This is a genomic window from Streptomyces chromofuscus, from assembly GCF_015160875.1.
GTDB lineage: Bacteria > Actinomycetota > Actinomycetes > Streptomycetales > Streptomycetaceae > Streptomyces > Streptomyces chromofuscus.
Window position 1 is genome coordinate 660,476 of sequence record NZ_CP063374.1, and the last position, 25,374, is coordinate 685,849.

At 72.7% G+C, this 25,374-nt stretch carries 24 protein-coding genes; 17 read left to right on the forward strand and 7 right to left on the reverse strand.

Annotated features, from left to right (window positions below):
* The first annotated feature begins 103 nt into the window (after positions 1-103).
* The gene (locus IPT68_RS02915) at positions 104-460 is read left to right on the forward strand and encodes a DUF488 domain-containing protein (RefSeq protein ID WP_189700734.1); all 357 of its coding nucleotides are present in this window, start codon (positions 104-106) and stop codon (positions 458-460) included.
* A gap of 35 nt (positions 461-495) precedes the next feature.
* On the opposite strand, the gene IPT68_RS02920 is transcribed toward IPT68_RS02915, so the two are convergent.
* Together IPT68_RS02920 and IPT68_RS02925 are read right to left on the reverse strand one after the other, a co-directional pair.
* The gene (locus IPT68_RS02920) at positions 496-2,169 is read right to left on the reverse strand and encodes an FAD-binding dehydrogenase (protein ID WP_189700733.1); all 1,674 of its coding nucleotides are present in this window, start codon (positions 2,167-2,169) and stop codon (positions 496-498) included.
* 20 nt (positions 2,170-2,189) lie between these two features.
* On the reverse strand, positions 2,190-2,810 hold the full coding sequence (locus IPT68_RS02925) for a TetR/AcrR family transcriptional regulator (RefSeq protein WP_189700732.1): 621 nt from the start codon (positions 2,808-2,810) through the stop codon (positions 2,190-2,192).
* 157 nt (positions 2,811-2,967) lie between these two features.
* Between IPT68_RS02925 and IPT68_RS02930 the strand changes: the two genes are divergently transcribed.
* The 3 genes from IPT68_RS02930 to IPT68_RS02940 all read left to right on the forward strand — a co-directional run bounded on the left by IPT68_RS02930 (position 2,968) and on the right by IPT68_RS02940 (position 5,735).
* Positions 2,968-3,597, forward strand: coding sequence for an alpha-ketoglutarate-dependent dioxygenase AlkB (locus IPT68_RS02930; protein ID WP_189700731.1), 630 nt, complete (start codon positions 2,968-2,970; stop codon positions 3,595-3,597).
* Between the two features lie 146 nt (positions 3,598-3,743).
* Positions 3,744-4,490 (forward strand): MBL fold metallo-hydrolase, encoded by a 747-nt coding sequence (locus IPT68_RS02935; RefSeq protein ID WP_189700730.1) that lies wholly within the window; start codon positions 3,744-3,746, stop codon positions 4,488-4,490.
* A 9-nt stretch (positions 4,491-4,499) separates the two neighbouring features.
* Positions 4,500-5,735 (forward strand): DUF4032 domain-containing protein, encoded by a 1,236-nt coding sequence (locus tag IPT68_RS02940; RefSeq protein ID WP_189700729.1) that lies wholly within the window; start codon positions 4,500-4,502, stop codon positions 5,733-5,735.
* Positions 5,736-6,221: 486 nt separating this feature from the next.
* Here IPT68_RS02940 and IPT68_RS02950 read toward each other — a convergent pair whose 3' ends face one another.
* On the reverse strand, positions 6,222-7,091 hold the full coding sequence (locus IPT68_RS02950; protein WP_189700728.1) for a universal stress protein: 870 nt from the start codon (positions 7,089-7,091) through the stop codon (positions 6,222-6,224).
* Positions 7,092-7,152: 61 nt separating this feature from the next.
* Between IPT68_RS02950 and IPT68_RS02955 the strand changes: the two genes are divergently transcribed.
* From IPT68_RS02955 to IPT68_RS03005, 11 genes are all read left to right on the forward strand, one after another.
* Complete coding sequence (locus IPT68_RS02955) at positions 7,153-7,506, forward strand: VOC family protein (RefSeq protein WP_189700727.1); 354 nt, start codon at positions 7,153-7,155, stop codon at positions 7,504-7,506.
* A 155-nt stretch (positions 7,507-7,661) separates the two neighbouring features.
* Positions 7,662-9,338, forward strand: coding sequence for an FAD-dependent oxidoreductase (locus IPT68_RS02960; protein ID WP_189700726.1), 1,677 nt, complete (start codon positions 7,662-7,664; stop codon positions 9,336-9,338).
* Positions 9,335-10,795 (forward strand): ATP-binding protein, encoded by a 1,461-nt coding sequence (locus tag IPT68_RS02965; protein ID WP_189700725.1) that lies wholly within the window; start codon positions 9,335-9,337, stop codon positions 10,793-10,795. The genes IPT68_RS02960 and IPT68_RS02965 overlap by 4 nt, the downstream gene beginning before the upstream one ends.
* On the forward strand, positions 10,792-11,148 hold the full coding sequence (locus tag IPT68_RS02970; protein WP_189700724.1) for a UBP-type zinc finger domain-containing protein: 357 nt from the start codon (positions 10,792-10,794) through the stop codon (positions 11,146-11,148). The genes IPT68_RS02965 and IPT68_RS02970 overlap by 4 nt, the downstream gene beginning before the upstream one ends.
* A 133-nt stretch (positions 11,149-11,281) precedes the next feature.
* A complete protein-coding gene (locus IPT68_RS02975; protein ID WP_189700723.1) occupies positions 11,282-12,022 on the forward strand; it encodes a hypothetical protein in 741 nt (246 codons plus the stop codon).
* A 114-nt stretch (positions 12,023-12,136) separates the two neighbouring features.
* Positions 12,137-13,576, forward strand: a complete 1,440-nt coding sequence (locus tag IPT68_RS02980; protein WP_189700722.1) for a CAP domain-containing protein — start codon at positions 12,137-12,139, stop codon at positions 13,574-13,576.
* Positions 13,577-13,654: 78 nt separating this feature from the next.
* Positions 13,655-14,332, forward strand: coding sequence for an AIM24 family protein (locus tag IPT68_RS02985; RefSeq protein ID WP_189700721.1), 678 nt, complete (start codon positions 13,655-13,657; stop codon positions 14,330-14,332).
* A 170-nt stretch (positions 14,333-14,502) separates the two neighbouring features.
* On the forward strand, positions 14,503-16,155 hold the full coding sequence (locus tag IPT68_RS02990) for a serine/threonine-protein kinase (RefSeq protein WP_189700720.1): 1,653 nt from the start codon (positions 14,503-14,505) through the stop codon (positions 16,153-16,155).
* Positions 16,156-16,229: 74 nt separating this feature from the next.
* Positions 16,230-17,201 carry an LLM class F420-dependent oxidoreductase gene (locus tag IPT68_RS02995; RefSeq protein ID WP_189700719.1) on the forward strand — a complete coding sequence of 324 codons (972 nt, stop codon included), beginning with the start codon at positions 16,230-16,232 and terminating at the stop codon, positions 17,199-17,201.
* Between the two features lie 116 nt (positions 17,202-17,317).
* Entirely contained in the window at positions 17,318-17,746 is a 429-nt protein-coding gene (locus tag IPT68_RS03000) for an SsgA family sporulation/cell division regulator (RefSeq protein ID WP_189700718.1), read from the forward strand.
* A gap of 126 nt (positions 17,747-17,872) precedes the next feature.
* Positions 17,873-18,535 (forward strand): DUF2238 domain-containing protein, encoded by a 663-nt coding sequence (locus tag IPT68_RS03005; protein ID WP_189700717.1) that lies wholly within the window; start codon positions 17,873-17,875, stop codon positions 18,533-18,535.
* On the opposite strand, the gene IPT68_RS03010 is transcribed toward IPT68_RS03005, so the two are convergent.
* The 3 genes from IPT68_RS03010 to IPT68_RS03020 all read right to left on the reverse strand — a co-directional run bounded on the left by IPT68_RS03010 (position 18,529) and on the right by IPT68_RS03020 (position 21,611).
* On the reverse strand, positions 18,529-19,026 hold the full coding sequence (locus IPT68_RS03010; RefSeq protein ID WP_189700716.1) for a DUF6328 family protein: 498 nt from the start codon (positions 19,024-19,026) through the stop codon (positions 18,529-18,531). The genes IPT68_RS03005 and IPT68_RS03010 overlap by 7 nt on opposite strands.
* Positions 19,027-19,090: 64 nt before the next feature.
* On the reverse strand, positions 19,091-20,074 hold the full coding sequence (locus tag IPT68_RS03015; RefSeq protein WP_189700715.1) for an aldo/keto reductase: 984 nt from the start codon (positions 20,072-20,074) through the stop codon (positions 19,091-19,093).
* Positions 20,075-20,408: 334 nt separating this feature from the next.
* Positions 20,409-21,611: an FAD-dependent monooxygenase gene (locus tag IPT68_RS03020; RefSeq protein WP_189700714.1), complete on the reverse strand. Its 1,203-nt coding sequence runs from the start codon at positions 21,609-21,611 to the stop codon at positions 20,409-20,411.
* 370 nt (positions 21,612-21,981) lie between these two features.
* Between IPT68_RS03020 and melC1 the strand changes: the two genes are divergently transcribed.
* Both melC1 and melC2 read left to right on the forward strand, forming a co-directional pair.
* Positions 21,982-22,389 carry an apotyrosinase chaperone MelC1 gene (gene melC1 / locus IPT68_RS03025; protein ID WP_189700713.1) on the forward strand — a complete coding sequence of 136 codons (408 nt, stop codon included), beginning with the start codon at positions 21,982-21,984 and terminating at the stop codon, positions 22,387-22,389.
* Between the two features lie 32 nt (positions 22,390-22,421).
* Complete coding sequence (melC2, locus tag IPT68_RS03030; RefSeq protein WP_189700712.1) at positions 22,422-23,303, forward strand: tyrosinase MelC2; 882 nt, start codon at positions 22,422-22,424, stop codon at positions 23,301-23,303.
* Here melC2 and IPT68_RS03035 read toward each other — a convergent pair.
* On the reverse strand, positions 23,286-25,277 hold the full coding sequence (locus IPT68_RS03035; RefSeq protein ID WP_189700711.1) for an N-acetylmuramoyl-L-alanine amidase: 1,992 nt from the start codon (positions 25,275-25,277) through the stop codon (positions 23,286-23,288). The two genes, melC2 and IPT68_RS03035, sit on opposite strands and share 18 nt — an antisense overlap.
* Positions 25,278-25,374 lie beyond the last annotated feature (97 nt).

A 25,374-nucleotide genomic window follows, 5' to 3' on the forward strand; every position in this document is an offset into this window, starting at 1 on the left:
CCTTGACCGACACAGCCGCGGAACCCGCCGGGTTCCACGGCTCCATGCACCCGCCCGGCGTACGCTCCCGTCACACCTCTCCCCCGTCCGAAAGGCATCGCGCATGAGTGTCCGTGTCCGCCGAGTCTACGAACCGCCGCAGTCCGAGGACGGGGTGCGCGTCCTGATCGACCGGCTGTGGCCGCGCGGCCTGGCGAAGGACGAGGCCCGCGTGGACGAGTGGCCCAAGGGACTGACGCCGTCCGCCGAGCTGCGCCGCTGGTACCACGCGGGCGAGGGGTCGTACGAGGAGTTCGCCCGCCGGTACGAGGCGGAGCTGGCCGAGCCCGAGGCGGCCGAACTGCTCGACCGGGTGCGCGGGCTGGCGGCCAAGGGCCCGGTGACGCTGGTGACGGCCTCGAAGAACCTGGAGCAGGGGCACGCGTCCGTGCTGGCCCGCCTCCTGCGGTCCGAGTCCTGAGTCCTGGTCCTGACGAGAAAGGCCCTCGGTGCGGATCAGCCGGTCTGGCGGGCGGCCGCCCGCCCCGCCGCACGGCCCGAGAAGAGGCAGCCGCCGAGGAAGGTGCCCTCCAGCGCGTTGTAGCCGTGCACGCCGCCCCCGCCGAAGCCGGCGACCTCCCCCGCCGCGTACAACCCCTCGACGGGCCGGCCGTCGGCGCCCAGGGCGCGGGAGTCGAGGTCGGTCTGGATGCCGCCGAGCGTCTTGCGGGTCAGCACGTGCAGCTTGACGCCGATCAGGGGGCCGGCCGCGGGGTCGAGGATGCGGTGCGGGGTGGCGACGCGGCCGAGGCGGTCGCCGATGTAGCGGCGGGCGTTGCGGATGCCCTGCACCTGGGCGTCCTTGCTGTAGGGGTTCGCGATCTGGGCGTCCCGCGCCTCGATCTGACGGCGCATCATCTCGGCGTCGAGGAGCGGCTTGTCGGTCAGGCCGTTCATCTTCTCGACGAGTTGTTCGAGGGTGGGGGCGGTCACGAAGTCGGCGCCGTTGCGCAGGAAGGCCGCCACCGGGGCGGGCGCGCCCTTGCCGAGGACGCGTTCACGCAGGAACGCCTTGCGGTCCTTGGCCGTGATGTCGGGGTTCTGCTCGGAACCCGACAGCGCGAACTCCTTCTCGACGATGCGCCGGGTGAGGACGAACCAGGAGTGGTCGTGCCCGGCGATGTCCTCGGTGGTGCGCAGGTACTTCAGCGTGTTGCGGGTGTCGTAGCCGGGCAGGCAGGGGTCGGGCAGGCGGCGGCCGAGGGCGTCGAACCACATCGAGGACGGGCCGGGCAGGATGCGGATGCCGTGGCCGGGCCAGATCGGGTCCCAGTTGCGCAGGCCCTCGGTGTAGTGCCACATGCGGTCGCGGTTGACCAGCCGTACGCCGGACTCGGCGCTGATGTCCAGCATGCGGCCGTCGACGTAGGCGGGGACGCCGGTGACCATCTGCGCGGGCGGGGTGCCGAGCCGTTCGGGCCAGTGACGGCGGACGATGTCGTGGTTGGCGCCGATGCCGCCGGTGGTGACGATCACGGCCTGGGCGGTGAGTTCGAACTCGCCAACCGCTTCGCGGTTGGAGGCGACGCCGCGCGGGGAGTCGTCGTCGGCCAGGAGCGTGCCGCGCACGCCGCGTGCGGCGCCGTCCTCGACCACGAGGTGGTCGACCCGGTGGCGGTGGTGGAAGGTCAGCAGCCCGTCGCGGGCGGCCTGCCGGGCGTACCGCGCGAACGGCTCCACCACACCGGTGCCGGTGCCCCAGGCGATGTGGAATCGGGGCACGGAGTTGCCGTGTCCGTGGGCGCGCAGGTCGCCGCGCTCCGCCCAGCCGACCGTGGGCAGGAACGTGATGCCGTGCCCCTGCAGCCAGGAGCGCTTCTCCCCCGCCGCGAACTCGACGTAGGCCCGCGCCCAGCGCACCGCCCAGGAGTCCTCGTCGTCGAGCCGGTCGAACCCGGCGCTGCCCTGCCAGTCGTTCCAGGCGAGGTCGAAGGAGTCCTTCACGCCGAGGCGCCGCTGCTCCGGCGAGTCGACGAGGAAGAGCCCGCCGAAGGACCAGAACGCCTGCCCGCCGAGGTTGGCGGCGTTCTCCTGGTCGACCAGCGCGACGCGGCGGCCCCGGCTGGTGAGTTCGTGCGCGGCGACCAGTCCGGCCAGGCCCGCTCCGACGACGATGACGTCGGCATCCATGGCGATCGTCCCTTCCTGACTCATCGGTGTGCGCCGCTGCCGTCGGTCAGCAGGGCGGTGAGCAGCTGCTTGAGCCACGCGCGGGCGTGCTCGACGTCCTTGTCCAGCAGCAGTTGGGTGGTGACTCCGTCGTAGGCGGCGACGACCGCGTGGGCGGCGGCGTCGACGTCGCCGAGCACGGCGGGCAGTGCGGTGTGGCCCCGCGCGCGGGCGAGCCGTTCGGCGATCGCGCCGCGCAGCCGGGCCCGGTGCGCCAGCAGGGTCTGCGCCACGGCCGCGTGGCGCGCGGCGTGCACCAGGAAGTCCGTCTTGACCAGCAGCCAGTCGAGGTCGAGCAGGAGCACCTCGGTGACCCGGTCGACGGCGGCGGGCACGTCGAGGTCCGGTCCGTCCTGGGCGAGCGCCCGGGAGACCTGCTCGGCGATCAGGTCGGCCCGCTGCCGGTAGAGGGCGAAGAACAGCTCGTCCAGGCTGGCGAAGTTCGAGTAGAAGGCGCCCCGGCTGTAACCGGCGGCCTCGCACACCTCCTCGATCGACACGCGCCCGAACCCCTTGGCCGCGAACACCTCGAAGGCGGCGTCCAGGAGGTTGGCGCGCGTGCGGACACGGCGCCTGGTCACCCGCCCGGCCGAGCGCTCCATGTCCGGCCCTCCGTTCGACACCCCCGTTCGATACGGGAATGTATCCGATACAGGAATGCATCCAGAAGGGTCGTGCACCGTTGAATCCCGCCGCACCGGACGCGAGCTCCCGACATCGACTTGGAACACATATTCGAATGCGAGTTACGCTGAGGGCATGACCATGCACCTCCAGGGCTCGCTCTTCGACCAGACCGACGAGGTCCGGCTCGGCCCGCTCGACGGGTTGCGCCGCACCCCGCTCGGCTCCGGCGCCTGGATCGACGTGCTGCCGGGATGGCTGAGCGGATCCGACACGCTGTTCGAACACCTGGCGGCCGAGGCGCCGTGGCGGGCGGAGCGCCGCACGATGTACGACCACGTCGTCGACGTACCGCGACTGCTGGCGTACTACGGCGCGGGCGACCCGCTGCCGCACCCGGTGCTGACCGAGGCACGGGACGCCTTGTCCGCGCACTACGCCGACGAACTGGGCGAACCGTTCGCGACGGCGGGCCTGTGCCACTACCGCGACGGCCGGGACAGCGTCGCCTGGCACGGCGACCGGATCGGGCGCGGCGCCCGCGAGGACACGATGGTCGCGATCCTCTCCGTCGGCGCGCCCCGCGACCTGCTGCTGCGCCCGATGCACGGGGGCGGCGGGACCGTCCGGCGGCCGCTCGGGCACGGCGACCTGATCGTGATGGGCGGCTCCTGCCAGCGGACCTGGGAGCACTGCGTGCCGAAGTCCACCAAGGCGACCGGGCCGAGGATCAGCATCCAGTTCCGCCCACGCGGGGTGAACTGACGCCCTGCGTGCGCAGTCCCGCGGAACCGTGTCCCCGCCGCCCCGCCCACCCCTGCTCGGCACGCGCGCGGACCCTCCGGCGAAGCCGGTGCCCTGACCTGCTTTGCTGTGTCCGTCGGGGGCCGACCTCACCGAGCGGGACGAACATGCGGGCAGATGTGCAACAAGTCGCCGAGGGCATCCATCTGGTGCACGGCAGCAACACCAACTGGGTGATCCTCAAGGACGGGGACGCCGTCACACTGATCGACACCGGATACCCCGGGGACCGGCAAGGGCTCCTCGACTCCCTCGCGGCGACGGGCAGCGCCCCGGAGGCGGTCGCCGCGGTGCTGATCACCCACGCGCACAACGACCACCTCGGCTCGGCGGAGTACCTGCGTCACACCTACGGCACGCCGGTGTACCTGCACGCGGCCGAGGTGCCGCACGCGCGACGGGAGTTCCTGCACCAGGTGTCCGTCGCCGGGGTGCTGCGCAACGGCTGGCGCCCCGGTGTACTGCCGTGGGCCGTGCACGCGCTCCGGTCGGGCGGCACCGCGCACATCCCGGTCGTCTCGCCCGAACCGTTCCCGGCGGCGGGCCCACTGGACCTGCCGGGCCGTCCGGTGCCCGTGCACACCCCCGGCCACACCGACGGGCACTGCGCGTTCCATCTGCCCGACGCCGGGATCGTGATCTCCGGGGACGCGCTGGTCAGCGGGCACGCGACCTCGCGGCTCAAGGGACCGCAGCTGCTGCCCGACATGTTCCACCGCGAGCGGTCCCGGGCCCTGGCCTCGCTGGAGCTGATCGAAGGGCTGTCGGCCGACGTGCTGCTGCCCGGGCACGGTCCGGTCCACCGGGGTTCCGTGCCGGACGCCGCGCGCCGGGCACGGGAACGCGCCCATTAGGCTCCGGCCATGTCCTTGCAGATCAACGCCACCAACCCGGAACACCCCGCGCTGCTGCTGGAACTGCCGTGGCATCTGCCGCTCGAGGAGTGGCCGCCGGAGCATCTGGTGCCCCTGCCCCGCGGCATCTCCCGGCACGTCGTGCGCTACGCCCGCGCCGGGGAGGAGGTCGTGGCCGTCAAGGAGCTCGCCCGGCGGCCCGCCCTGCGCGAGTACGAGCTGCTGCGCGACCTGGACCGGCTCGGCATCCCCGCGGTGGACGCCCTCGCCGTGGTCACCGGCCGCACCGACGCGGACGGCGACCCGCTGGAGCCGGTGCTGATCACCCGGCACCTGGGCGGCTCGATGCCGTACCGGTCGATGTTCGAGACGACCATGCGCCCGGCGACCATGCACCGACTGATGGACGCGCTGGCGGTGCTGCTGGTGCGGCTGCACCTGACCGGGTTCGCGTGGGGCGACTGCTCGCTGTCCAACACGCTCTTCCGCCGGGACGCCGGCGCGTACGCCGCGTACCTCGTCGACGCGGAGACCGGCGAGCTGCACCCGAGGCTCAGCGACGGCCAGCGCGACTACGACCTCGACCTGGCCCGCGTCAACATCAGCGGCGAGCTGCTCGACCTGGAGGCGTCCGGCGCGCTGCACCCGTCGGTCGACCCGATCGAGTTCGGCACGGAGATCTGCGCCCGCTACCGCTCCCTGTGGCAGGAGCTGACCCGCACCTCGGTCTATCCGGCGGGCAAGTACCACTACATAGAGCGCCGGATACGCCGCCTGAACGACCTCGGCTTCGACGTGGCCGAGATGCAGATCGAGCACTCCTCGAACGGCGACACGGTCACCTTCGTGCCGAAGGTGGTCGACGCGGGCCACCACCAGCGGCAGCTGCTGCGGCTGACCGGGCTGGACACCGAGGAGAACCAGGCCCGCCGGCTGCTGAACGACCTGGAGAGCTGGATGGCCACCCAGGACGACTACGCGCCGGGCGATCCCCTGACCGCCCGCCCGGAGGTCCTCGCCCACCGCTGGGTGCGGGAGGTGTTCCGCCCCACCGTGCGCGCCGTGCCGCCCGACCTGCGCGGCGCGATGGACCCGGCCGAGATCTACCACCAGCTCCTCGAGCACCGCTGGTACCTGTCCGAGCGGGCCCAGCACGACATCGGCCTCGACACGGCCGTCAAGGACTACGTCGAGAACATCCTTCCGCGGGCGCGGAAGAGTATGGAGGCCCCGCCGCCGGAGTGACCCACGACGCCCCGGCCGCCGGCCGCGCCCGCGGGGGTGAGCTCAGGCACCGAGCACTCCGCGCACCCGGGACGCCCCCGCCGCCCTCCCCACCCGCACGGTCCACCAGGGCCCGCCGGACGACCGCGGGCACTCCGCTCACCCCGGACGCCCCCGCCGCCCTCCCCACCCGCACGGTCCACCAGGGCCCGCCGGACGACCGCGGGCACTCCGCTCACCCCGGACGCCCCCGCCGCCCTCCCCACCCGCACGGTCCACCAGGGCCCGCCGGACGACCGCGGGCACTCCGCTCACCCCGGACGCCCCCGCCGCCCTCCCCACCCGCACGGTCCACCAGGGCCCGCCGGACGACCACGGGCACTCCGCTCACCCCGGACGCCCCCGCCGCCCTCCCCACCCGCACGGTCCACCAGGGCCCGCCGGACGACCACGGGCACTCCGCTCACCCCGGACGCCCCCGCCGCCCTCCCCACCCGCGCGTGTCGATCAGGCGGGCGGGACGACCGCCACCGGGCAGTCCGCGTGGTGCAGGACGCCGTGCGCCACCGAGCCGATCCGCGCGCCCACGGCCGTACGGCGCGCGCGGCGGCCGACGACCATCAGCTGGGCGCGCCGGGCCACCGACAGCAGTACCTGTCCCGCGCTGCCCATCTCCACGTGCTCCACCACCGGCACGTCCGGGAACCGCTCCCGCCACGGCTGCAACGCCTCGGCCAGCGCCTTGTTCTCGTACGGCTCCGGCCCGCCCGCCTCGTCGAGCAGCTTCAGCGAGCCGGGGCTGTAGGCGAACACCGGCGGCAGCGTCCAGGCCCGTACCGCCCGCACCGTCGCCCCGCGCGCGGCGGCCGTCTCGAACGCGAACCCCAGCGCGGCGGCGCTGTCCTCCGGGCTGCCCTCCTGGCCCACGACGATCTCGCGGCCGTCCACCTCGGCCGTGGCGCGGTCCCCGGACCGCACCAGGACGACCGGGCGCGTCGTCCCGGCGATCACCTGCTGCCCCACCGAGCCGAGCAGGAAGCCCACGACCCTGCCGTGCCCGCGCGAGCCCAGCACCAGCATGTCCGACTCGGCCGCCGCGGCGGCCAGGACGTCCACGGCGTCGCCCTCGACGACGTCAGTGCTGACCTCCAGGCCCGCGTGGCGCCCGCTGACGGTTCGCACGCCGGCGTCCACGGCGTCCCGCACCCACCCCGCCTGCGTGTCCCGATCGCCCTCGACGGCCTCGTGCGGCTCGTACCGCCAGGCGTGCACCGCGTGCAGCGGCAGGCCGCGCCGGACGGCCTCGCGCCCCGCCCAGGCCAGCGCCGCGAGGCTCTCCTCCGATCCGTCCACCCCTGCGGTGATCGGGCGCGTCATCCGGCTGTCTCCTTGCGTCGCGTTCACATCCGTCACGCTCAGTCTTCCCTACGCTGCGGGCATGAGCCTCACATGGGAGCAAGTAGTGGTGGACGCCGCCGATCCGGTCGCCCTCGGGAACTGGTGGGCGGAGGCGCTCGGCTGGGTGGTGATCAACGAATCGGCCGAGGAGTACGAGATCCGGCCCGCGGCGGACGGACTGCCGGGACTGCTGTTCACGCCGGTGCCGGAGGGCAAGTCCGTGAAGAACCGCCTCCACCTGGACTTCCGCCCCGACGACCAGGAGGCCGAGGTGACCCGTCTCCTCGCCCTCGGGGCGCGGTCCGCGGACGTCGGCCAGGGCGAGCAGACGTGGGTGGTGCTCGCGGATCCGGAGGGCAACGAGTTCTGCGTCCTGCGCTCCCGCCGCCACTGAGCGGGCCGGCCCGCGTATCGCCCTTCGGCGAGGTGAGCGGGCCGCGCCCGGGCCTTCCGTGGGCGCGCAGCGGCGATCGAACATACGATGGCCCAGTCGGCGCGGTGACGAGGGGCCGCCGGGCCGCGACAACAACCACTCGGGGTGGGAGAGGTATGGCACAGGCCGCCGATTCGGCGCGGACCGTCATCTTGACCGTGGACGACGATCCCGGAGTCTCCCGTGCCGTCGCACGGGATCTCAGGCGGCGCTACGGCGCGTCGTACCGCGTCGTGCGCGCGGAGTCCGGCGAGTCCGCGCTGCAGGCGCTGCGCGAGCTGAAGCTGCGCGGCGACCTGGTGGCGGTGATCCTCGCCGACTACCGCATGCCGCAGATGAACGGCATCGAGTTCCTGGAGCAGGCCCTGGACGTGTATCCGGGCGCGCGACGGGTGCTGCTGACCGCCTACGCGGACACCAACGCGGCGATCGACGCGATCAACGTCGTCGATCTCGACCACTACCTCCTCAAGCCCTGGGACCCGCCCGAGGAGAAGCTGTACCCGGTCCTCGACGACCTGCTGGACACGTGGCGGCGCAGCGACTACCGGCCCGTGCCCAGCACGAAGGTCGTCGGGCACCGCTGGTCGGCGCGCTCGACCGACGTCCGGGAGTTCCTGGCCCGCAACCAGGTGCCGTACCGCTGGTACTCGGCCGACGAGCCCGAGGGCCGGCGGCTGCTGGACGCCGCCGGGGCGGACGGGCAGCGGCTGCCGCTGGTGATCACGCCGGACGGGACGCCCCTGGTCGAACCGGACGCTCCCGAACTCGCCGCCCACGTGGGGCTGGCGACGCAGCCGACCGCCGACTTCTACGACCTGGTCGTCATCGGTGGCGGCCCGGCCGGGCTCGGCGCCGCCGTGTACGGGGCGTCGGAGGGGCTGCGGACGGTGCTCGTGGAGCGGTCGGCGACCGGCGGGCAGGCCGGGCAGAGCTCCCGGATCGAGAACTACCTGGGCTTCCCGGACGGCGTGTCGGGCGCGCAGCTCACGGACCGGGCCCGACGGCAGGCCACGAAGTTCGGCGCGGAGGTCCTCACCGCGCGCGAGGTGACGGGCCTGGAGATCAACGGGGCGGCGCGGGTCGTACGGTTCTCGGACGGCTCGGCGATCGCCGCGCACAGCGTGATCCTGGCGACCGGTGTGCAGTACCGGCAGCTGGCGGCCCAGGGATGCGACGAGTTGAACGGCTGCGGGGTGTACTACGGCTCGTCGCTGACCGAGGCGTCGGCCTGCCAGGGCCACGACGTGTACATCGTGGGCGGCGCCAACTCCGCGGGGCAGGCGGCGATGTACCTGGCCCGGGGTGCCAAGTCGGTGACGCTGCTGGTGCGCGGCCCGTCGCTGGCCGCGTCGATGTCGTACTACCTCGTCCAGCAGATCGAGCAGGCGCCGAACATCTCGGTGCGCTGCGGCACGGTCGTCGAGGCCGCGCACGGCTCCGACCACCTGGAGCAGCTGACGCTGCGCGACGCGGCGACGGGCCACACCGAACTCGTTGACGCGCAGTGGCTGTTCGTGTTCATCGGCGCGGCCCCGCTGACCGAGTGGCTGGACGGCACGGTGCTGCGCGACGAGCGCGGTTTCATCCTGGCCGGGCCCGACCTCACGCCCGACGGGCGGCCACCCGCGGGCTGGGAGCTGGACCGGCCGCCGTACCATCTGGAGACCAACGTCCCTGGCGTGTTCGTGGCGGGCGACGCGCGCGCCGAGTCCGCCAAGCGGGTCGCGTCCGCCGTCGGCGAGGGAGCCATGGCCGTCATGCTCGTCCACCGGTACCTGGAGCAGTCATGAGCGGTCGGCCGATGCAGTGCGACCCCGAGGAGATCGGCACTCTCTTCCTGTTCGAGAAGCTGTCGCCCGAGCAACTCGGCCGGCTGTGCGCCGAAGGGCGGGTGGAGCTGTTCGAGCCCGGTCCGGTGTACACCGAGGGCGATCCCGCCACCTGCTTCTACGTGATGCTCGACGGCACGGTCGTGCTGTACCGGCGGGTCGGCACCGACGACGTGGAGGTCACCAGGACCTCGCAGCGCGGGGTGTACGCCGGGGCCATGCAGGCGTACATCGGCGACCGGGTCCGGCAGGTCTACACCAATTCGATGCGGGTGACCGAGCCGACCCGTTTCTTCGTGGTGCCCGCCGACACGTTCGCGAGCATCATGCGGGAATGGTTCCCGATGGCGGTCCACCTGCTGGAAGGGCTGTTCTTCGGTTCGAAGAACACCCAGCGGATGATCGGCCAGCGCGAGCGGCTGCTGGCGCTCGGCTCGTTGTCGGCCGGGCTCACGCACGAGCTGAACAACCCCGCGGCGGCGGCCGTGCGGGCGACGTCCTCGCTGCGTGAGCGGGTGGCGAAGATGCGGCACAAGCTCAGCGTCATCTCCGCGGGCCCGTATCCGCGCGAGGCGCTGGCCAGCCTGATCGAGATCCAGGAACGCACCGCCGAACGCGTCGCCAAGGCGCCCGCGCTGAGCCCGCTGGAGGCCTCGGACCGCGAGGACGCCGTCAGCGACTGGCTGGACGACCACGGCATCCCCGACGGCTGGCGGCTCGCGCCCACCTTCGTGCAGGCCGGGCTGGACCTGGACTGGCTGGACCAGGTCGCGGCGGCCGTCGACGAGGAGGTGCTGCCGGGCGCGATCGGGTGGCTCAACTACACGGTCGAGACCGAGCTGCTGATGGACGAGATCCAGGACTCCACGACCCGGATCTCGCAGCTGGTGGACGCGGCGAAGCAGTACTCGCAGCTCGACCGCGCCCCCTACCGGATGGCCGACGTGCACGAACTGCTCGACAGCACCCTGCTGATGCTGTCGGGCAAGATCGGGCGGCGGATCGAGGTCGTCAAGGACTACGACCGCACGCTCCCGAAGATCCCCGCCTACCCGGCGGAGCTCAACCAGGTGTGGACCAACCTGATCGACAACGCGGTCTCCGCGATCAACGGCGACGGCGGCGAAGGGACGTTGACCGTGCGCACGGGTCTGGACCACGACCGGCTGCTGGTGGAGTTCCGCGACACGGGTCCCGGGGTGGCGCCGGAGATCCGGGACCGTATCTTCGACCCCTTCTTCACCACCAAGCCGGTGGGCGAGGGCACCGGGCTCGGCCTGGACATCTCCTGGCGCATCGTGGTCAACAAGCACCACGGGAGCCTCCAGGTCGAGTCCGTGCCGGGCGACACCCGCTTCCAGGTACTCCTTCCACTCACCACCGGCGAGGACGAGACGGCCCCCGAGGAGTCGGCATGACCAGTGACATCAGCGGCATCGACCCGAGCGTCCCGCCCAGCGGCACCGGGTGCGTGGAGTGCGACGACGTCGGCGGGTGGTGGTTCCACCTGCGGCGCTGCGCCCAGTGCGGGCACATCGGCTGCTGCGACTCCTCGCCCGCCAAGCACGCCTCGGCGCACTACGAGGCCACGGGGCATCCGGTGATGCGGAGCTTCGAGCCGGGTGAGCGGTGGTTCTACAACTTCGCCACGAACGAGATGTACGAGGCCGGACCCGAGCTGGAGCCACCGGTGAGCCATCCGGCCGACCAGCCGTCGCCGGGGCCGACCGGACGGGTGCCGGCCGACTGGGCCCGGACACTGCGGGGTTGATCGTCCGCCGGCCGGTTCTGTCGCTGCCGTCGATTCCCGTACCGGGGTGAGAATTGGCGGCAGATCGAAGGCGTCACGGGATGCGGAGAGACGGCCGCACCCGTTGTCGGTGCCGCACGGCACAATCGTCGTCATGACGACGATCGACTGGCACGAGCTGACCCATGCCTACGGCAGCGCCGCCGACATTCCCGGTCTGTTCGCACGGCTCGGCGGCCCCGAGGACGAGCAGGTGTGGAACGAGTTGTGGTCGGCCCTGTGCCACCAGGGATCGGTCTACGGCGCGAGCTGGGCCGCCCTGCCCCGGCTCACGGACATCGCCCGGGGCGCGGCGGCGGGCGATCCCCGGCAGGCCGTCCTCATGGCCGGGGCGATCGTCGGCGACGCGGACGAGGACCACCGGGAACGGTACGCCCTCGAGATCGAGGCGCTGCGCGGTGTCACGCGCTCGATGCTGGACGTCCGGGACCGCGAACGGAACGAGTTCGTCGAGCTGTTGCAGTCGCTCCTCGCCTTCGAGGGCGTCGAGGTGTGGTGGGACGCGTTGGAAGGGGTCAGCGGGGAGGAGTACGAGCTGGACTGCCCCGCGTGCGAGGACGGGCTGTTCGCGGCCTTCGGCTCGCACGGGACCTTCGTGTCGGCGGGTGACTACGTGACCGGCCCGGGCGCGCGGGGCGAGCAGGCACGCGCCGAGCTGACGCCCGCGCGCCCGGAGCAGCTCGACGGGATCGGGGCGCGGCTGTACCGGGAAGCGGCCGAGGCCGGTCAGAGCGCGGTGGCCGCGGCGCTGACGCTGGTGTTCGGCCAGGGGCGCTGCCCCTCCTGCGACGCCGTGTTCAGGGTTGCCGACGAGGTGGAGAAGCAGTGGACGTGAGGCGCGGAGCGGCTTCATGGCGGGGACGCCGCCGGGAACCGGGGCGCGCCGGCGCGCGTTGTCAGGTCAGCACCCCGAACCTCTGACCGCGACGGACACCAGCAGGGGGGCACCATGGGCGAGTTGGTCCCCGGCGGCAATCTGGCGCTGCCGGGCGGCGCCGTGACCGTGCGGGTTCCGGGGCCCTATGACGTGTCCGCGTTGATCACCGACGACAGCGGCAAGGTCCGCGGCGACGGCGACTTCGTGTTCTACAACCAGCCGTCCGCCCCGGGAGCCGTGCTGCGCGGCGACACGCTCACCGTCGACCCACCGCGACTGCGCGCCGGGGCCACCCGCGTCACGGTCGTCGTCAGTTCCGCCGACCCCGGCACGTCACTGGGCCGGCTGCCCGTCCCCACGCTGTTCGTCACCCGTCCGGACGGTCGCCACCTGGCCCGCTTCACTCCCCCGCGCCCCGGGCAGGAGACGGTCCTGCTGCTCGCCGAGCTGTACCGGCGCGGCGCGGACTGGAAGGTGCGCGCCCTCGGGCAGGGCTACGCCGACGGACTGGCGGGCGTGGCCCGCGACTTCGGCGTGGACGTCCTGGACGACGGCACGCGGCCCGCCGGCCCGGCGAGCGGCGCCCCCACGGCCAGGACCGGACCGGCGTCCCCGGCGGCCTCCCCGACGACTGCGAACGACGGCCCGGTGCACCCCGCGCGCCCCGCCACCACGAACGGCCCGGTGCACCGCGCCCGCCCCACCGCGCCGCCCCACGCAGTGTCCGTCCCCGACCCCCACGGCCACCTCGCGCTCGTCAACTCGGCCCGCGCCCGCGCCGGTTCCCCACCCGTCTCCCTGGACGCCCGCCTCGTCAGCGCCGCCCAGGGCCACGCCTCCGCCATGGCCGCCGCGGGCCGGCTCGGCGTGGAGGGCCGGGACGGCGTCTCCGTCCACCAGCGCGTGACCGCCGCCGGGTACGCGTACATCACCATCGGCGAGCACCTGGTCTCCGGGCCGCGCACGCCCGCCGAGTTCATCGACTACTGCCTGCGCACGGACGGCAGGGGCCGCACCGTGCTCGACCCCGCCTTCACCCACGCCGGACTCGCCCACGCGGGCGGCGGACGCTCCGGCCAGACGTACTGGACCGCACTGTGGGCCAGACCGCTCACCCCGGCCGAACTGACCCGCACCGCAGCCGACGTCATCGAGCTCACCAACCACGAACGCACCCGCGCCGGTCTGCCGCCCCTGGCCTCCGACGCAGCGCTGACCAGGGCCGCGCAGGCGCACAGCGACGACATGGTGGCCCGCGACTTCTACTCGCACACCGCGCCGGGCGGCAGCCGGCCCTGGGACCGGGCCGCCGCCGCGGGCTCCACCCACCACTCGATCGGCGAGAACATCGCCTGCGGCCAGCGCTCCCCGGCCGAGGTCGTCACCGGCTGGATGAACAGCCCCGGCCATCGCGCCAACATCCTCAAGCCCGGCTTCACACGCATCGGCATCGGCTTCACCGGCGGCGGCCGGGCGGGAACGTACTGGACGCAGCTGTTCGGCGGCGGATGAGCGGCGCCGAAGCGGCCCGCGGCCCGCAGTTCGGCAGGCGATGTTGGCAGAACGGCATACACCGGACAGGATGCCCGCATGAAGGGTGACCTCTTTTCCAGCGAGCACATGGTCCAGCCCGCGCAGGCGCCGGGCATGACCGTCGAGAACGCCAAGTGCATCAGGTACGCGGTCAACGGCGAGATGCTGGCCCGGCAGGGCGCGATGATCGCCTACCGCGGCAACCTCGCGTTCGAGCGCAAGGGCCAGGGCGTGGGCGGGATGCTCAAGCGCGCGGTGACCGGCGAGGGGCTGCCCCTCATGACGGTGCGCGGCCAGGGCGAGGCCTGGTTCGCGCACGAGGCGCAGAACTGCTTCGTCGTCGACGTCGAGGCGGGCGACGAGTTCACCGTCAACGGCCGCAACGTCCTGTGTTTCGACGCCTCGTTGTCGTACCGCATCGCCACGGTGAAGGGCGCGGGCATCACCGGCGGCGGACTGTTCAACAGCGTCTTCAGCGGCCAGGGCAGGCTCGGCCTGGTCTGCGAAGGCAACCCGCTGGTGATCCCGGTGTCGCCGCAGTACCCGGTGTACGTCGACACGGACGCGGTGGTCGGCTGGACCGCCGCGCTGCAGACGTCGCTGCACCGCTCGCAGTCCATCGGCTCGATGCTGCGCGGCGGTTCGGGCGAGGCCGTGCAACTCGTGCTGCAGGGCCAGGGGTACGTCGTCGTGCGGCCGAGCGAGGCGACGCCGCACAAGGCCCAGCAGCACTGAGCACGCCGTCGCTCCGAGCACGCCGTACGTGATCCGCGCGGCGCGCCGCACTGACGGAACGTCAAAACTGCGGATTCCGTGTGAATGTGCGCGCCCTCGTTGAACACACTCCGTGGCGCTCCGCGTACCTCTGGGAAAGGTGAGAGCCAGGCGTTCAGCGAGGGATGACCATGAGCAAGACGCACGTCTCCGCACACGGGTGGGTCGCCGGCCGGTACCGGCTCCTCCAGCCCCTCCACCACGAGACGAACCGCGTCTGCTGGTACGGGGAGGACGTCGAGTCCGGGCGCCCTTGTCTGCTGACCCGGGTCGGGCTGCCGGGCGAGCCGGACGGGGACGCCGCACGCCGGACGGTCGGCCGCGTCGTGCGCACGTCGGAGACCATGGCTCGGCTGCGCCCCGGCAGGGTCGCGATCGTCGTCGACGCGATCGCGGAGGAGGGCGGGCTGTGGACGGTCACCGAGTGGATCGGCGGCACGCCGCTCGGGGAAGTCCTTGCCGAGCACGGCTCGTTCAACTACGTGCGGACGGCCCGCATCGGGCTGGAGCTGCTCGACGTGCTCGACGCCGCGCACGGCGAGGGCATCACGCACGGCGAGCTGAGCCCCGGCCAGGTCTTCGTCCGTGAGGAGGGTCCCGCCGTGGTGGCGGGCTTCGGTCTGGCGGGCGCGACCCTGGCCCCCCGGCTCACGGCCCTGTCGTTCGCCTCGCCCGAGCAGGCCCGGGACGAGCGCATCGGTCCCGCCGCCGATCTGTGGGCGCTGGGCGCGATCCTCTACACCCTGGTCGAGGGGCGTCCGCCGTTCCGCGACCGGGACCGGCCCGAGACGACCCTGAAGGGCGTGGACCGGCTTCCGCTGCGCACCCCGGTGCGGGCCGGGCCGCTCACCCAGGTCGTCCAGGGCCTGTTGCGCAAGGACTGCCGGGAGCGGCTGACCCGGCCCGTGGTGCGCGAGGCGCTCACCCGGATGGTCGGCGAGGACCCCGGAGCGGCGCCGCCTGCGGCGCCGGCCCCCCGGCTGCGCCGTGCCTACGCCACCGCCCTGCACGCCACCGACCCGGGGTGGAGCAGACGAACCGTGATCGCGGGGACGTCGCTCGCGGTGGTCACCGTCGCGGTCGCGGTCCTCGCCGTGACCCGCGAGCTGCCCGGTACGAGCACGTCCGCGTCCGGCGCCGCTCCCCGCCCGTCGGCCTCCGCCGCCACGCCGGATCCGGACCGCCCGCCCACTGCGGCGCCCACTCCCCCACCACCGGCTCCGAGCAGCCCGGGCGGCCCGCCGGCCGGCGCGGCCCCGGCCACCCCGGCCGACCCGACGACCAGCGCCGCCCCGTCCCCGTCGGTCCCCGCCCTGCCGGAGAGCTTCCGCACCTTCCGCTCCGCCGAGGGTTTCTCCGTGGCCCTGCCCGCCGACTGGGAGCCCTTGAGCACCAGGCGGGCATCCGACCAGGCCTACCGCGTGGTGCTCGGGGCGCCCGGCGACCCGCGCACGCTGGCGGTGACGTACAGCGAGCGCGTCGGGTCCGATCCGGTCACCGTCTGGCGCGACACCGTGGAACCGGGGTTGAAGCAGGCCACTGACGGCTACCGGCGGCTCGGCGACATCCGCGCGACGACGTTCCGGGGCCGCGCCGCCGCCGACATGGAGTGGGTCGCCGACGTCGACGGCAGCCAGGTGCGCACGCTGGGCCGGGGCTTTCTCATCGGCGGTGGGCGCGGCTACTCACTGCGCTGGACCACCCCGGCCGCGGAATGGGACGTCCCGGCGAACCGCGAGGCCCTGGACGTCTTCCTGCGCACCTTCCGCCCGGCCGACAGCTGACGGCCGGGCGGCCGCCGATCCCCTCGTCCGCAGCCGTGCCGTTTCCGCTCGCCCCTCCCGGAAACTCGCCCCCTATGGTGCGAATCGGATACACGATGATGACCGAACAGGCCGGGCCCCGCGACCTGGTGGACCATGTGGTGCGGGCCGAGGAAGCGGGGTTCGACTTCTCCGTGACCTCGGACCACTACTCTCCGTGGCTGCGTTCGCAGGGTCACTCGCCGTACGCGTGGAGTGTGCTGGGGGCGGCGGCTCAGGCGACGGAGCGCATCCCGCTGATGACCTACGTGACCTGCCCGACCTTCCGCTACCACCCGGCGGTGGTGGCGCAGAAGGCGGCGACCATGCAACTGCTGTCCCAGGGCCGCTTCCGGCTGGGTCTGGGATCGGGCGAGAACCTCAACGAGCATGTCGTCGGCGGCGGCTGGCCGTCCGTCGACGTGCGGCACGAGATGCTGGAGGAAGCGGTCGAGATCATCCGGGCGCTGTTCGCGGGCGGTCATGTGAACCACCGAGGCACGCACTTCGACGTGGAGTCGGCCCGGCTGTGGGACCTGCCCGACGAGCCGCCGCAGATCGGCATCGCCGTCTCCGGCGAACGTTCCTGCGCGCTGGCCGGCCGGCTCGCCGACCTCGTCATCGCCACCGAACCGAAGCGGGGCCTGCTGGAAGCCTTCGACCAGCACGGCGGCGCGGGCAAGCCGCGCGTGGGCCAGTTGCCGGTCTGCCACGACACCGACCGCGACGCGGCGGTGAAGCGGGCGCACGCGCAGTTCCGCTGGTTCGGCAACGGCTGGAAGGTCAACTCCGAGCTGCCGCACCCGGATTCCTTCGAGTCGGCCACCCAGTTCGTCTCGCCGGACGACGTCGCCGAGTCGATCCCGTGCGGTGACGACCCGGACGACTTCGTCGCCGCGGTACGCCCGTACGCCGAGGCCGGGTTCACGGAGATCGCCCTGGTGCAGATCGGCGGCGACGCGCAGCCGGAGTACCTGGACTGGTCGGCGAAGACCCTGCTGCCGGCCCTGCGCGACGCCTTCGGCTGACGCGTCGAACAACAGGACCCGGCCGGGGCGCCGGAGAATCACCCCAAGGACTGAGCATCACCCGCACGACGGGGGTACTAGAGGTCTCTACGACCGTTCTCCTCGGAGGCCCTCTCGTGAACGCCAATGTGCACAAGACCTTGGTCATGCAGCTCCAGGCGGGCGCCACGGACCGCTTCCCCGTGCTCGCCCACCTCAGCTACGAGGCCGACGACCCGTTCGCCGTCACCGCGGTGTTCAGCCACGACGGCCATGTCCTGGCCCGGTGGCGGCTGGACCGCGAGATGATCCTCGACGGCCTGCGGCGCCCGGTGGGCACGGGTGACGTGCGGTTCTGCCCCGTGTCGACGGGCGTGTGGGACGAGCTGCGCATGGAGTTCTTCGGCGACGCCCGGTCCGACGGGGAGCGCCATCATGCGGTGGTGTACGCCTGGGCCCCGGCCGTCGAGTCGTTCCTGCGCCAGACGTACGACGTCGTGGCGCCGGGGCAGGAGCGGATCCAGGTGGACGACTTCCTCGCCGAGGTCATCTCCGACGCGGGCTGAGCCGGCGCCGCGCGCCACGCGGCCGTACGGATACCCGGTGCGCGTGGCGGGAGTTGAGTAGCCGTACTCATGTCCCGGTCGCGCGGCCGCCGCCACGATGGGGCTCCCACGAAGAGGAGTGCGCCCATGTCCGCTGTCGGCCCCGCCCCACGACCGGTCCCACCGTCCGTCGCCCGCTCCGGCCGGCTACTGCCCCTGCTGCTCGCCGGGCTGGTGGTCGCGGCGCTGGCGCTCTCCGCCTGGGAACCGCACGACCGGGCGACCTGGTTCCTGGAGACGGTCTGGGTGATCGTCGGACTGCCCCTGCTGTTCCTGACCTGGCGGCGGTTCCCGATGACCGGCCTGCTGTGCTGCCTGCTGGCCGCGCACGCGCTGGTCCTGGTGGTGGGCGGTCACTACACGTACGCGCAGGTCCCCCTGGGCGACTGGGTGCGCGACACCTTCGCTCTGGACCGCAATCCCTACGACCGCTTCGGTCACCTCGTGCAGGGCTTCGTCCCCGCCGTCCTCGTGCGGGAGTTGCTCGTGCGCACCTCACCGCTGCGCGGCAGCCGCTGGCTGGCGCCGCTGACCGTGTGCGCGTGCCTGGCCTTCAGTGCGGTCTTCGAGATGCTGGAGTGGGCGGCGGCAGTGATCGGAGGCGAGGCGGCGGACGATTTCCTGGCCACGCAGGGCGACGTGTGGGACACGCAGTGGGACATGTTCTGCGCCCTGATCGGCGCCACCGCCTCGCTGCTCCTGCTCAGCCGGTTCCACGACCGGCAGCTGGACGCTCCGGCCCGCTACTGACTCGTATAGCGACGCCGGGTCCATATCGGCAGCACGAACCAGCACAGTACGTACCAGATGACGACCCCCGCCACGATGTACGGCACGTAGGGGTCGTGGGTCGCCACGCGCAGGATCAGCAGCAGCGCGCAGATCATGGTGGCGAGCAGCAGGAGCAGGCCCACCAGGGTGAGCCGGGAGGCCCAGGTCACCGCCTGCGGCTTCACGCGGCGGCCGGACACCAGGCGGTGCAGCGACACCGGCCCTATCAGCGCGCCGGTGGCCGCGGCGCCGATGACCACGGTCACGATGTACAGCCGCCGGTCCATGTCCGACAGGTCCGAGAAGGTGGGGGTGAAGACGACGGTCAGCAGGAAACCGAACAGGATCTGGACGCCCATCTGCGCGACACGGACCTCCTGGATGAGCTCGCCCCACATGCGGTCGGCCCGCTCCTCCTCGGTCTCGTTGCGCCCTCTGGGCCTTTGCACACTGCTTGCCGCGGTCGACACGGTTCCTCCCGGTTGAGAAGGGCCAAAACGTTCTTCCCAACCGGGTTCCCCGCGAGCAGCGCTGTTACCAGCGCGTCTCCACCTGGTCCTTGATCCGCGTGGTGTACAGGTCCTGGATCGCGGCGAGCGTGGCGCCGGGCAGGGCGGGCAGGGCGGCGGCGGCCGCGTTGGCGCGGGCCTGCTCCGCGTTGCGGGCGCCGGGGATCACGGTGGTGACGCCGGACTGCTGGATGATCCAGCGCAGGGCGAGCTGAGCCGGGGTGTACTCCTCGGGAGCGAGCGCGGAGAACTCGGCGGCGGCCTCGACGCCGGTGGCGTAGTCGACCCCGGAGAAGGTCTCGCCCTGGTCGAACGCCTCGCCGTGCCGGTTGTAGGTGCGGTGGTCGTTCTGAGGGAAGACGGTGTCCTTGGTGTACTTGCCGGACAGCAGGCCCGAGGCCAGCGGTACCCGGGCGATGATGCCGACGCCGGCCTCACGGGCGGCGGGCAGCACCTCGCGCAGCGGCTTCATCCGGAACGGGTTGAGGATGATCTGCACGCTCGCCACGTTGGGCCGGGCGATCGCGGTCAGCGCCTCCGCGCAGGTCTCCACGCTGACGCCGTACGCGGCAATGCGCTCCTCCTCGACGAGGGTGTCGAGGGCGTCGAAGACCTCGTCGGAGGAGTACACGGGCGTCGGCGGGCAGTGCAGCTGCACCAGGTCGATGCGGTCCACGCCGAGGTTGCGCCGGGACCGGTCGTTCCAGGCGCGGAAGTTGTCCAGGACGTAGTTCGCGGGGATCTGCTCCACCCGGCGGCCCATCTTGGTGGCGACCAGCACATGCAGGTCCGGCCGGCTGCTCAGGAACGTCGCGATGGTCTGCTCGCTGCGCCCGTCGCCGTAGACGTCGGCGGTGTCGAAGAAGGTCACCCCCGACTCGGCCGCCGCCTCCAGTACCGCGAGGGCTTCCTTGTCGTCCACGTCTCCCCAGTCGGCGCCCAGTTGCCAGGTGCCGAGACCGACGACCGACGCATGCTGACCCGACCTGCCGAATTCACGCTCTTCCATGGACGTCAGTCTGTCATCCGTCACCGGCGTGCGCCGCAGCGGCCGCCACGGACCGGACCCTGGGCATCCATCACTCACACGAGTGAGCGACCGCGGCAGGCGGACGGAATCCGGGCGAGCCGCCCCTGACGTGAGCGCGTGACCGACGCGATGACCGACGAGCCCGGCGCCCCTGGACCGGCCGCGGCTCGACGAGGACGTCTTCGCCACGGCGGTGCCCGCCTCGTTCGGGGACGGCGTGTGGAGGCGGGCGGCCGGCGCTCCGGACCGGCTCGACCCGCACCACGTGTTCAGCACCGCCTTCGTGCGCGGGCTGCTGGGCGGCTGAGCGCGGCTACTTCAGTGTCCGGGACTGTGCCGTGCGAGCGAGCCTCGGGCCCAGCCAGCGCTTCAATCTGCGCAGCGCCTGGACCTGTCCGGCCGCGCGGTCCAGCCGGTAGTACAGCTGCGGCGGTACGTACGGCAGCAGGGGCGAGTGCCGCTGGCCCAGCAGGGCGAACATGCGCTCGGGCGGCAGGTGGATGTAGCGCGGCAGGTTCTCGTACCACTGGGCGCTGTGGCGGGCGGCGCTCTGCGCGGGCAGCAGGGCGGAGCTGCGTTCCCGCTCGTAGTGGGCGAGGGCCTGCGGGAGGGTGGGCTGCTCGCGCAGGGCGGCCGCCAGCGCGATGGCGTCCTGCAGGGCGAGCGTGGTGCCGGCGCCGATGGAGTAGTGCGTGGTGTGGGCGGCGTCGCCGACGAGGACGAGGTTGTCGCGGTACCAGGTGCGGTTGGTGACGGTGCGGAAGTTGAGCCAGGAGGCGCCGGCCCGGGCCGACGAGCGGCCGATGAGCCGGTGGCCGTCCAGGGCGACGGCGAAGAGCCGCTCCAGCAGGGTCAGCCCGTCGGCCTCCCCCGCGCGGTCCAGGCCGAGGCCGGTCCAGGTCTCGGGGGCGCACTCGACGACACAGGTGCTGCGTTCGCCGTCGAAGGGATAGCCGTAGCACCAGATCCAGCCGTGCTCGGTCTCGACGAAGGCGAAGGTGAAGGAGTCGAAGACCTTGGTGGTGCCGAGCCAGACGTAGAAGTTGCGGCCTGCTGCGACCTCCGTGCCGAAGTGGTCGGCGTACCGGGTGCGCAGGGCGCTGCGGACGCCGTCGGCGGCCACCACCAGGTCGGCGTCGGGCAGCCGGTCGGGGCCGACCTCGTGCTCGTACTCCACGCGGACACCGAGGGCGAGGGCCCGGTCGGCGAGGATCTCCAGGAGCCGGTGGCGGCCGATGCCGAAGCCCGGGTCGCCGCGGTGGCGGGTGGTCAGGTCGCGGACGTGGGCGACACCCTCGTCCCAGCGGACGGAGTGCGCGTCGAGGGCGCGGGCCGACTCGGGGTCGTGCGCGTGCAGCTCGTCGAGCAGTCCGCGCCAGTAGGTGACGCCCCAGCCGTAGGTCGAGCCCCGCGGGTTGCGTTCGTGGACGGTGATGTCATGGGCCGGGTCCTGCCGCTTGAGCAGGATCGAGAGGTACAGGCCGGCGGGCCCGCCACCGACGCAGACGACCTTCACGCACCCTCCTGGTGATCACTCATGGCGCTGGTTCGGCTACGCACAGTAGCAGGCCGGGGCCGCCGTGATCAGGTTGTCGGATCGCGTCAGTTTCCCGGAGTGAGCCAGGCCACGGCAGGCACGGGGGCCGGCGAAGGATCGACGGGAAGGCCGCTCCCGGGGGAAGGAATTCCCCCTTCCGGGGTGCGCCGGTCAGTCGCGTCGGCAAGATCGTCCTGGTTCAACCTTGCATCGGATGTGGGCACTTGTCCGGATCGGAGCCAACCCGTCGCGGGCGATTTCTCCCACTCTTCGCCGCACCGATAGGCATGCGGGGCCGTCAATCGAACGGCCTGCCGAAAGCAGCGTCCACTGAACCCTGGAGGTCCGCATGCCGGAACTCAGCCGTCGCCGTGCGCTCACCGCCGCGGCCGCCCTCGCCGCGACCGCCGGCACCGCATCCGTCGTCGCGTCGGGAGCGGCGGCCGGCGCCGCCCCCGCCACCGCGCCGGAGGCGACCGGGCACGACCACGGCCACGCCTCCCCCGCGCCCTTCGACGAGGTCTACAAGGGCCGCCGGATACAGGGCCGGCCGCTCGCCGGGGGCGGCCACCGGCATCACGGCGGCGGATACGCCGTGTTCGTCGACGGCACGGAGCTGCACGTGATGCGGAACGCCGACGGCACCTGGATCAGCGTCGTCAGCCACTACGACCCGGTGCCCACCCCGCGTGCCGCCGCGCGCGCCGCGGTCGACGAGCTCCAGGGCGCCGACCTCGTCCCCTTCCCCGCCAACTGATCACCGCCGCACCGCACCTGGAGTCCCCGCACATGACCGTCCGCAAGAACCAGGCGAGCCTGATCACCGACGAGAGGCGGCGTTTCGTCGCCGCGCTCCTGGAGCTCAAGCGCAGCGGCCGTTACGACGAGTTCGTCACGACCCACAACGCCTTCGTCCTCGGTGACACCGACAACGGCGAACGCACCGGGCACCGTTCACCGTCCTTCCTGCCCTGGCACCGCAGATTCCTGCTGGACTTCGAGCTGGCGTTGCAGTCGGTGGACGCGTCGGTGGCGCTGCCCTACTGGGACTGGACCGCCGACCGTTCCGTGCGGTCCCCGCTGTGGGGACCGGACTTCCTCGGCGGCAGCGGGCGGGCCCGGGACGGGCGGGTGACGGACGGGCCGTTCTCCGGGGCGAGCGGCAACTGGCCGATCACCGTACGGGTCGACGGGCGAACGTTCCTGCGCCGGTCGCTGGGCACCGCCGTGCGCGAGCTGCCGACACGGGCCGAGGTGGACTCGGTCCTCTCCATGGCGACGTACGACATGGCGCCGTGGAACAGCGCCTCCGACGGGTTCCGCAATCACCTGGAGGGCTGGCGCGGCGTCAATCTGCACAACCGGGTGCACGTCTGGGTCGGCGGCCAGATGGCCACCGGGGTCTCCCCCAACGACCCGGTGTTCTGGCTGCACCACGCCTTCGTCGACAAGCTGTGGGCCGAGTGGCAGCGCCTGCATCCGGCCTCCGGCTACGTCCCGGCGGCGGGGACGCCGGACGTGGTCGACCTGAACGAGCCGATGAAGCCGTGGAACGACGTGACTCCGGCGGACCTGCTGGACCACACCGCCCACTACACGTTCGACACGGACGCCCGGCGCCCCGGTGATCGCGGAACGCCCGGGCGGCGCGGGTCACTTGCGCGGCCGTGACGGTGATCCCGCCGCGGTGTGGCCGTTCACCACGTCCACGTCACTCGCCTTGACGTACGCGATCCGGTGGCCGAACTGGATCTCGTAGTACTCCTCGTCGCCCCGCACCACCAGGAACTCGCCGTCGGAGTCCGCCTTGTCGACATGGGAGCCGGCGACGCGGTCCTGGGTCACATAGCGCTGGCCGGTGAGGAGGCTGTACGGGAGCGGCGACTCTTCCTTCACCGGCACGTCGTCCGGGTAGGCCTCCGACTCCGGCAGGGCCCGCCCGTACACGGGGATCTCGCTCAGCCCCTCCTTCGGCGTCACCATCCGCCCGGTCGCGGCGACGGCCGTCGGGCGCGTCCTGGGGTTCTTGAACCACGCCTTGCCGCCCTGGTACCAGATCGCCGTCCAGTCGCCGTTGCGTCCGGCGACCGCGAAGGTCTGGCCCGCGGAGACCCTCGACCCGAGGTCGTTGACGTCTTCCGTGGAGGGGTCGCCCTCCGGGCGGCGGCCCGGGTCCTGGATCAGCGGCGCGTCGTCGCGGGGCTCGGTGTGCAGGCGGACGGCGCTGGAGCCGTGCGGGGCGCACGGCACACCGCTGGTCTTGCACCCGGTGAACAGCGGCTTGTGGGTGGTGTACTCCGGCAGCATCATCACCATGTCGCCGTCCCGGCCGGCCCTGCCGCGCAGGGGCGCCCCGAGCAGGTCGAAGTAGTGCTCCCAGTCCCAGAAGGGCCCCGGGTCGTCGTGCATGCTGGGGATGGTCACGCCCATCGGGGACGGCACGTTGTCGTGGCCGAAGATGTGCTGCCGGTCGAGCGGGACGTCGTACTTCTTGGCCAGGTAGCGCACCAGGCGGGCCGAGGCCTGGTACATCTGCTCGGTGTACCAGGTGTCGGGCTGGGCGAGGATGCCCTCGTGCTCGATGCCGATCGAGCGGGCGTTGATGTACTGGCTGCCGGAGTGCCGTGCCGCGTCCTTGGTCTTGACGTGCTGGATGACATGGCCGTCGCTGGAGCGGACCGAGTAGTGCCAGGACACCTCGTTGGGATCCTGGACCGTCTCGAGCATGGCCGGCAGCGGGCCCTCGGTGTCGTGGATGACGATGTACTCGACCTTCTGGTCGTTGGGCCGGTCCGCGGGGTCGTAGTTGCCGTAGTAGCCGTCACCGATGTCGACGTACGGAGCCTTGACCCAGGAGCAGGACAGCTCCGGCGGGCACTCGATGTCCTTGGGCCGCCGCGGGTCGTAAGGCTGGGCCCGCACGCCCGGGCTGGCGGGGAGGGTGATGCGCTGCCCCGCGTCATTGGTGCGCCGCGCGCCGCGCCGGATCACGCTGAAGACGTCGTGCGCGTACGTGTTCGCCGACACGGAGTCGCCCACGCCGGGGAAGCGCGCCACCGCCTCCCACCAGTCGGCCGGGTCGGCGCTGAGCGGCTTGCCGAGTTCGCGTTGCGTCGCCGCGAGGAGTGCCGCGCCGCCGCGCACGTTGGCGGCGGGGTCCGTGCGCAGCCGTTCAACCGGGACCCCGATGAGGCGGGCGGCGCGCTGCAGGTCGGCGGGCTGGGCGGCGCGGCTGTTGCGGGAGCCCGTCCAGCGCGGCGAGGTCTGCGTACCGGCGAGCGGCCGGGTGCCCGCCTTCGGCAGCGCGCCCTGCACGTGGGGCACGTCCACCAGGTGCATCGGCCCGTAGCCGCCGACGACGCTCGGCGCCCCCCGGTGGGAGTCCCACCGTGACTGCTGGTACGACACGCCCATGAGCACGCTGCGCGGCACACCGTACTCGTCCGCGGCGGCCGTGAAGACGTCCTGCAGACGCCGCTCGTCCGCCGCACCGCTCCCGACCGCCGCGCCGCTGCCGGCGGGTGGCACGCTCAGCAGCGTGACCAGCAGCGGGACCTGGAGTGCCATCGACGCGGTCACGCAGACGACCCGGCGGCGACGCCGGCGCGCGGCGTCCGGGACACGGGGGGCGGCGGGTTCTGTCATCGAAGGGCCTCCTGCGATGGACGACGCGACCAGGACGGCGGAGATGCTCTCCACGTCACCCCTCGTACGCTTCCGTGCCCGCAGCGCCACGTCGCGC

Bases quoted from the DNA above. Each gene is read 5' to 3' on its own strand.
- IPT68_RS02955 (WP_189700727.1), top strand. From the start codon at position 7,153: ATGAGCCTCACATGGGAGCAAGTAGTGGTGGACGCCGCCGATCCGGTC.
- IPT68_RS02970 (WP_189700724.1), top strand. From the start codon at position 10,792: ATGACCAGTGACATCAGCGGCATCGACCCGAGCGTCCCGCCCAGCGGC.
- IPT68_RS02985 (WP_189700721.1), top strand. From the start codon at position 13,655: ATGAAGGGTGACCTCTTTTCCAGCGAGCACATGGTCCAGCCCGCGCAG.
- IPT68_RS02965 (WP_189700725.1), top strand. From the start codon at position 9,335: ATGAGCGGTCGGCCGATGCAGTGCGACCCCGAGGAGATCGGCACTCTC.
- IPT68_RS02975 (WP_189700723.1), top strand. From the start codon at position 11,282: ATGACGACGATCGACTGGCACGAGCTGACCCATGCCTACGGCAGCGCC.
- IPT68_RS03015 (WP_189700715.1), bottom strand. From the start codon at position 20,074: ATGGAAGAGCGTGAATTCGGCAGGTCGGGTCAGCATGCGTCGGTCGTC.
- IPT68_RS02920 (WP_189700733.1), bottom strand. From the start codon at position 2,169: ATGGATGCCGACGTCATCGTCGTCGGAGCGGGCCTGGCCGGACTGGTC.
- IPT68_RS02940 (WP_189700729.1), top strand. From the start codon at position 4,500: ATGTCCTTGCAGATCAACGCCACCAACCCGGAACACCCCGCGCTGCTG.
- melC2 (WP_189700712.1), top strand. From the start codon at position 22,422: ATGACCGTCCGCAAGAACCAGGCGAGCCTGATCACCGACGAGAGGCGG.
- IPT68_RS02915 (WP_189700734.1), top strand. From the start codon at position 104: ATGAGTGTCCGTGTCCGCCGAGTCTACGAACCGCCGCAGTCCGAGGAC.
- IPT68_RS02990 (WP_189700720.1), top strand. From the start codon at position 14,503: ATGAGCAAGACGCACGTCTCCGCACACGGGTGGGTCGCCGGCCGGTAC.
- IPT68_RS02930 (WP_189700731.1), top strand. From the start codon at position 2,968: ATGACCATGCACCTCCAGGGCTCGCTCTTCGACCAGACCGACGAGGTC.
- IPT68_RS02960 (WP_189700726.1), top strand. From the start codon at position 7,662: ATGGCACAGGCCGCCGATTCGGCGCGGACCGTCATCTTGACCGTGGAC.
- IPT68_RS02995 (WP_189700719.1), top strand. From the start codon at position 16,230: ATGGTGCGAATCGGATACACGATGATGACCGAACAGGCCGGGCCCCGC.
- IPT68_RS02950 (WP_189700728.1), bottom strand. From the start codon at position 7,091: ATGACGCGCCCGATCACCGCAGGGGTGGACGGATCGGAGGAGAGCCTC.
- IPT68_RS02935 (WP_189700730.1), top strand. From the start codon at position 3,744: ATGCGGGCAGATGTGCAACAAGTCGCCGAGGGCATCCATCTGGTGCAC.
- IPT68_RS03035 (WP_189700711.1), bottom strand. From the start codon at position 25,277: ATGACAGAACCCGCCGCCCCCCGTGTCCCGGACGCCGCGCGCCGGCGT.
- IPT68_RS03005 (WP_189700717.1), top strand. From the start codon at position 17,873: ATGTCCGCTGTCGGCCCCGCCCCACGACCGGTCCCACCGTCCGTCGCC.
- IPT68_RS02980 (WP_189700722.1), top strand. From the start codon at position 12,137: ATGGGCGAGTTGGTCCCCGGCGGCAATCTGGCGCTGCCGGGCGGCGCC.
- IPT68_RS02925 (WP_189700732.1), bottom strand. From the start codon at position 2,810: ATGGAGCGCTCGGCCGGGCGGGTGACCAGGCGCCGTGTCCGCACGCGC.
- melC1 (WP_189700713.1), top strand. From the start codon at position 21,982: ATGCCGGAACTCAGCCGTCGCCGTGCGCTCACCGCCGCGGCCGCCCTC.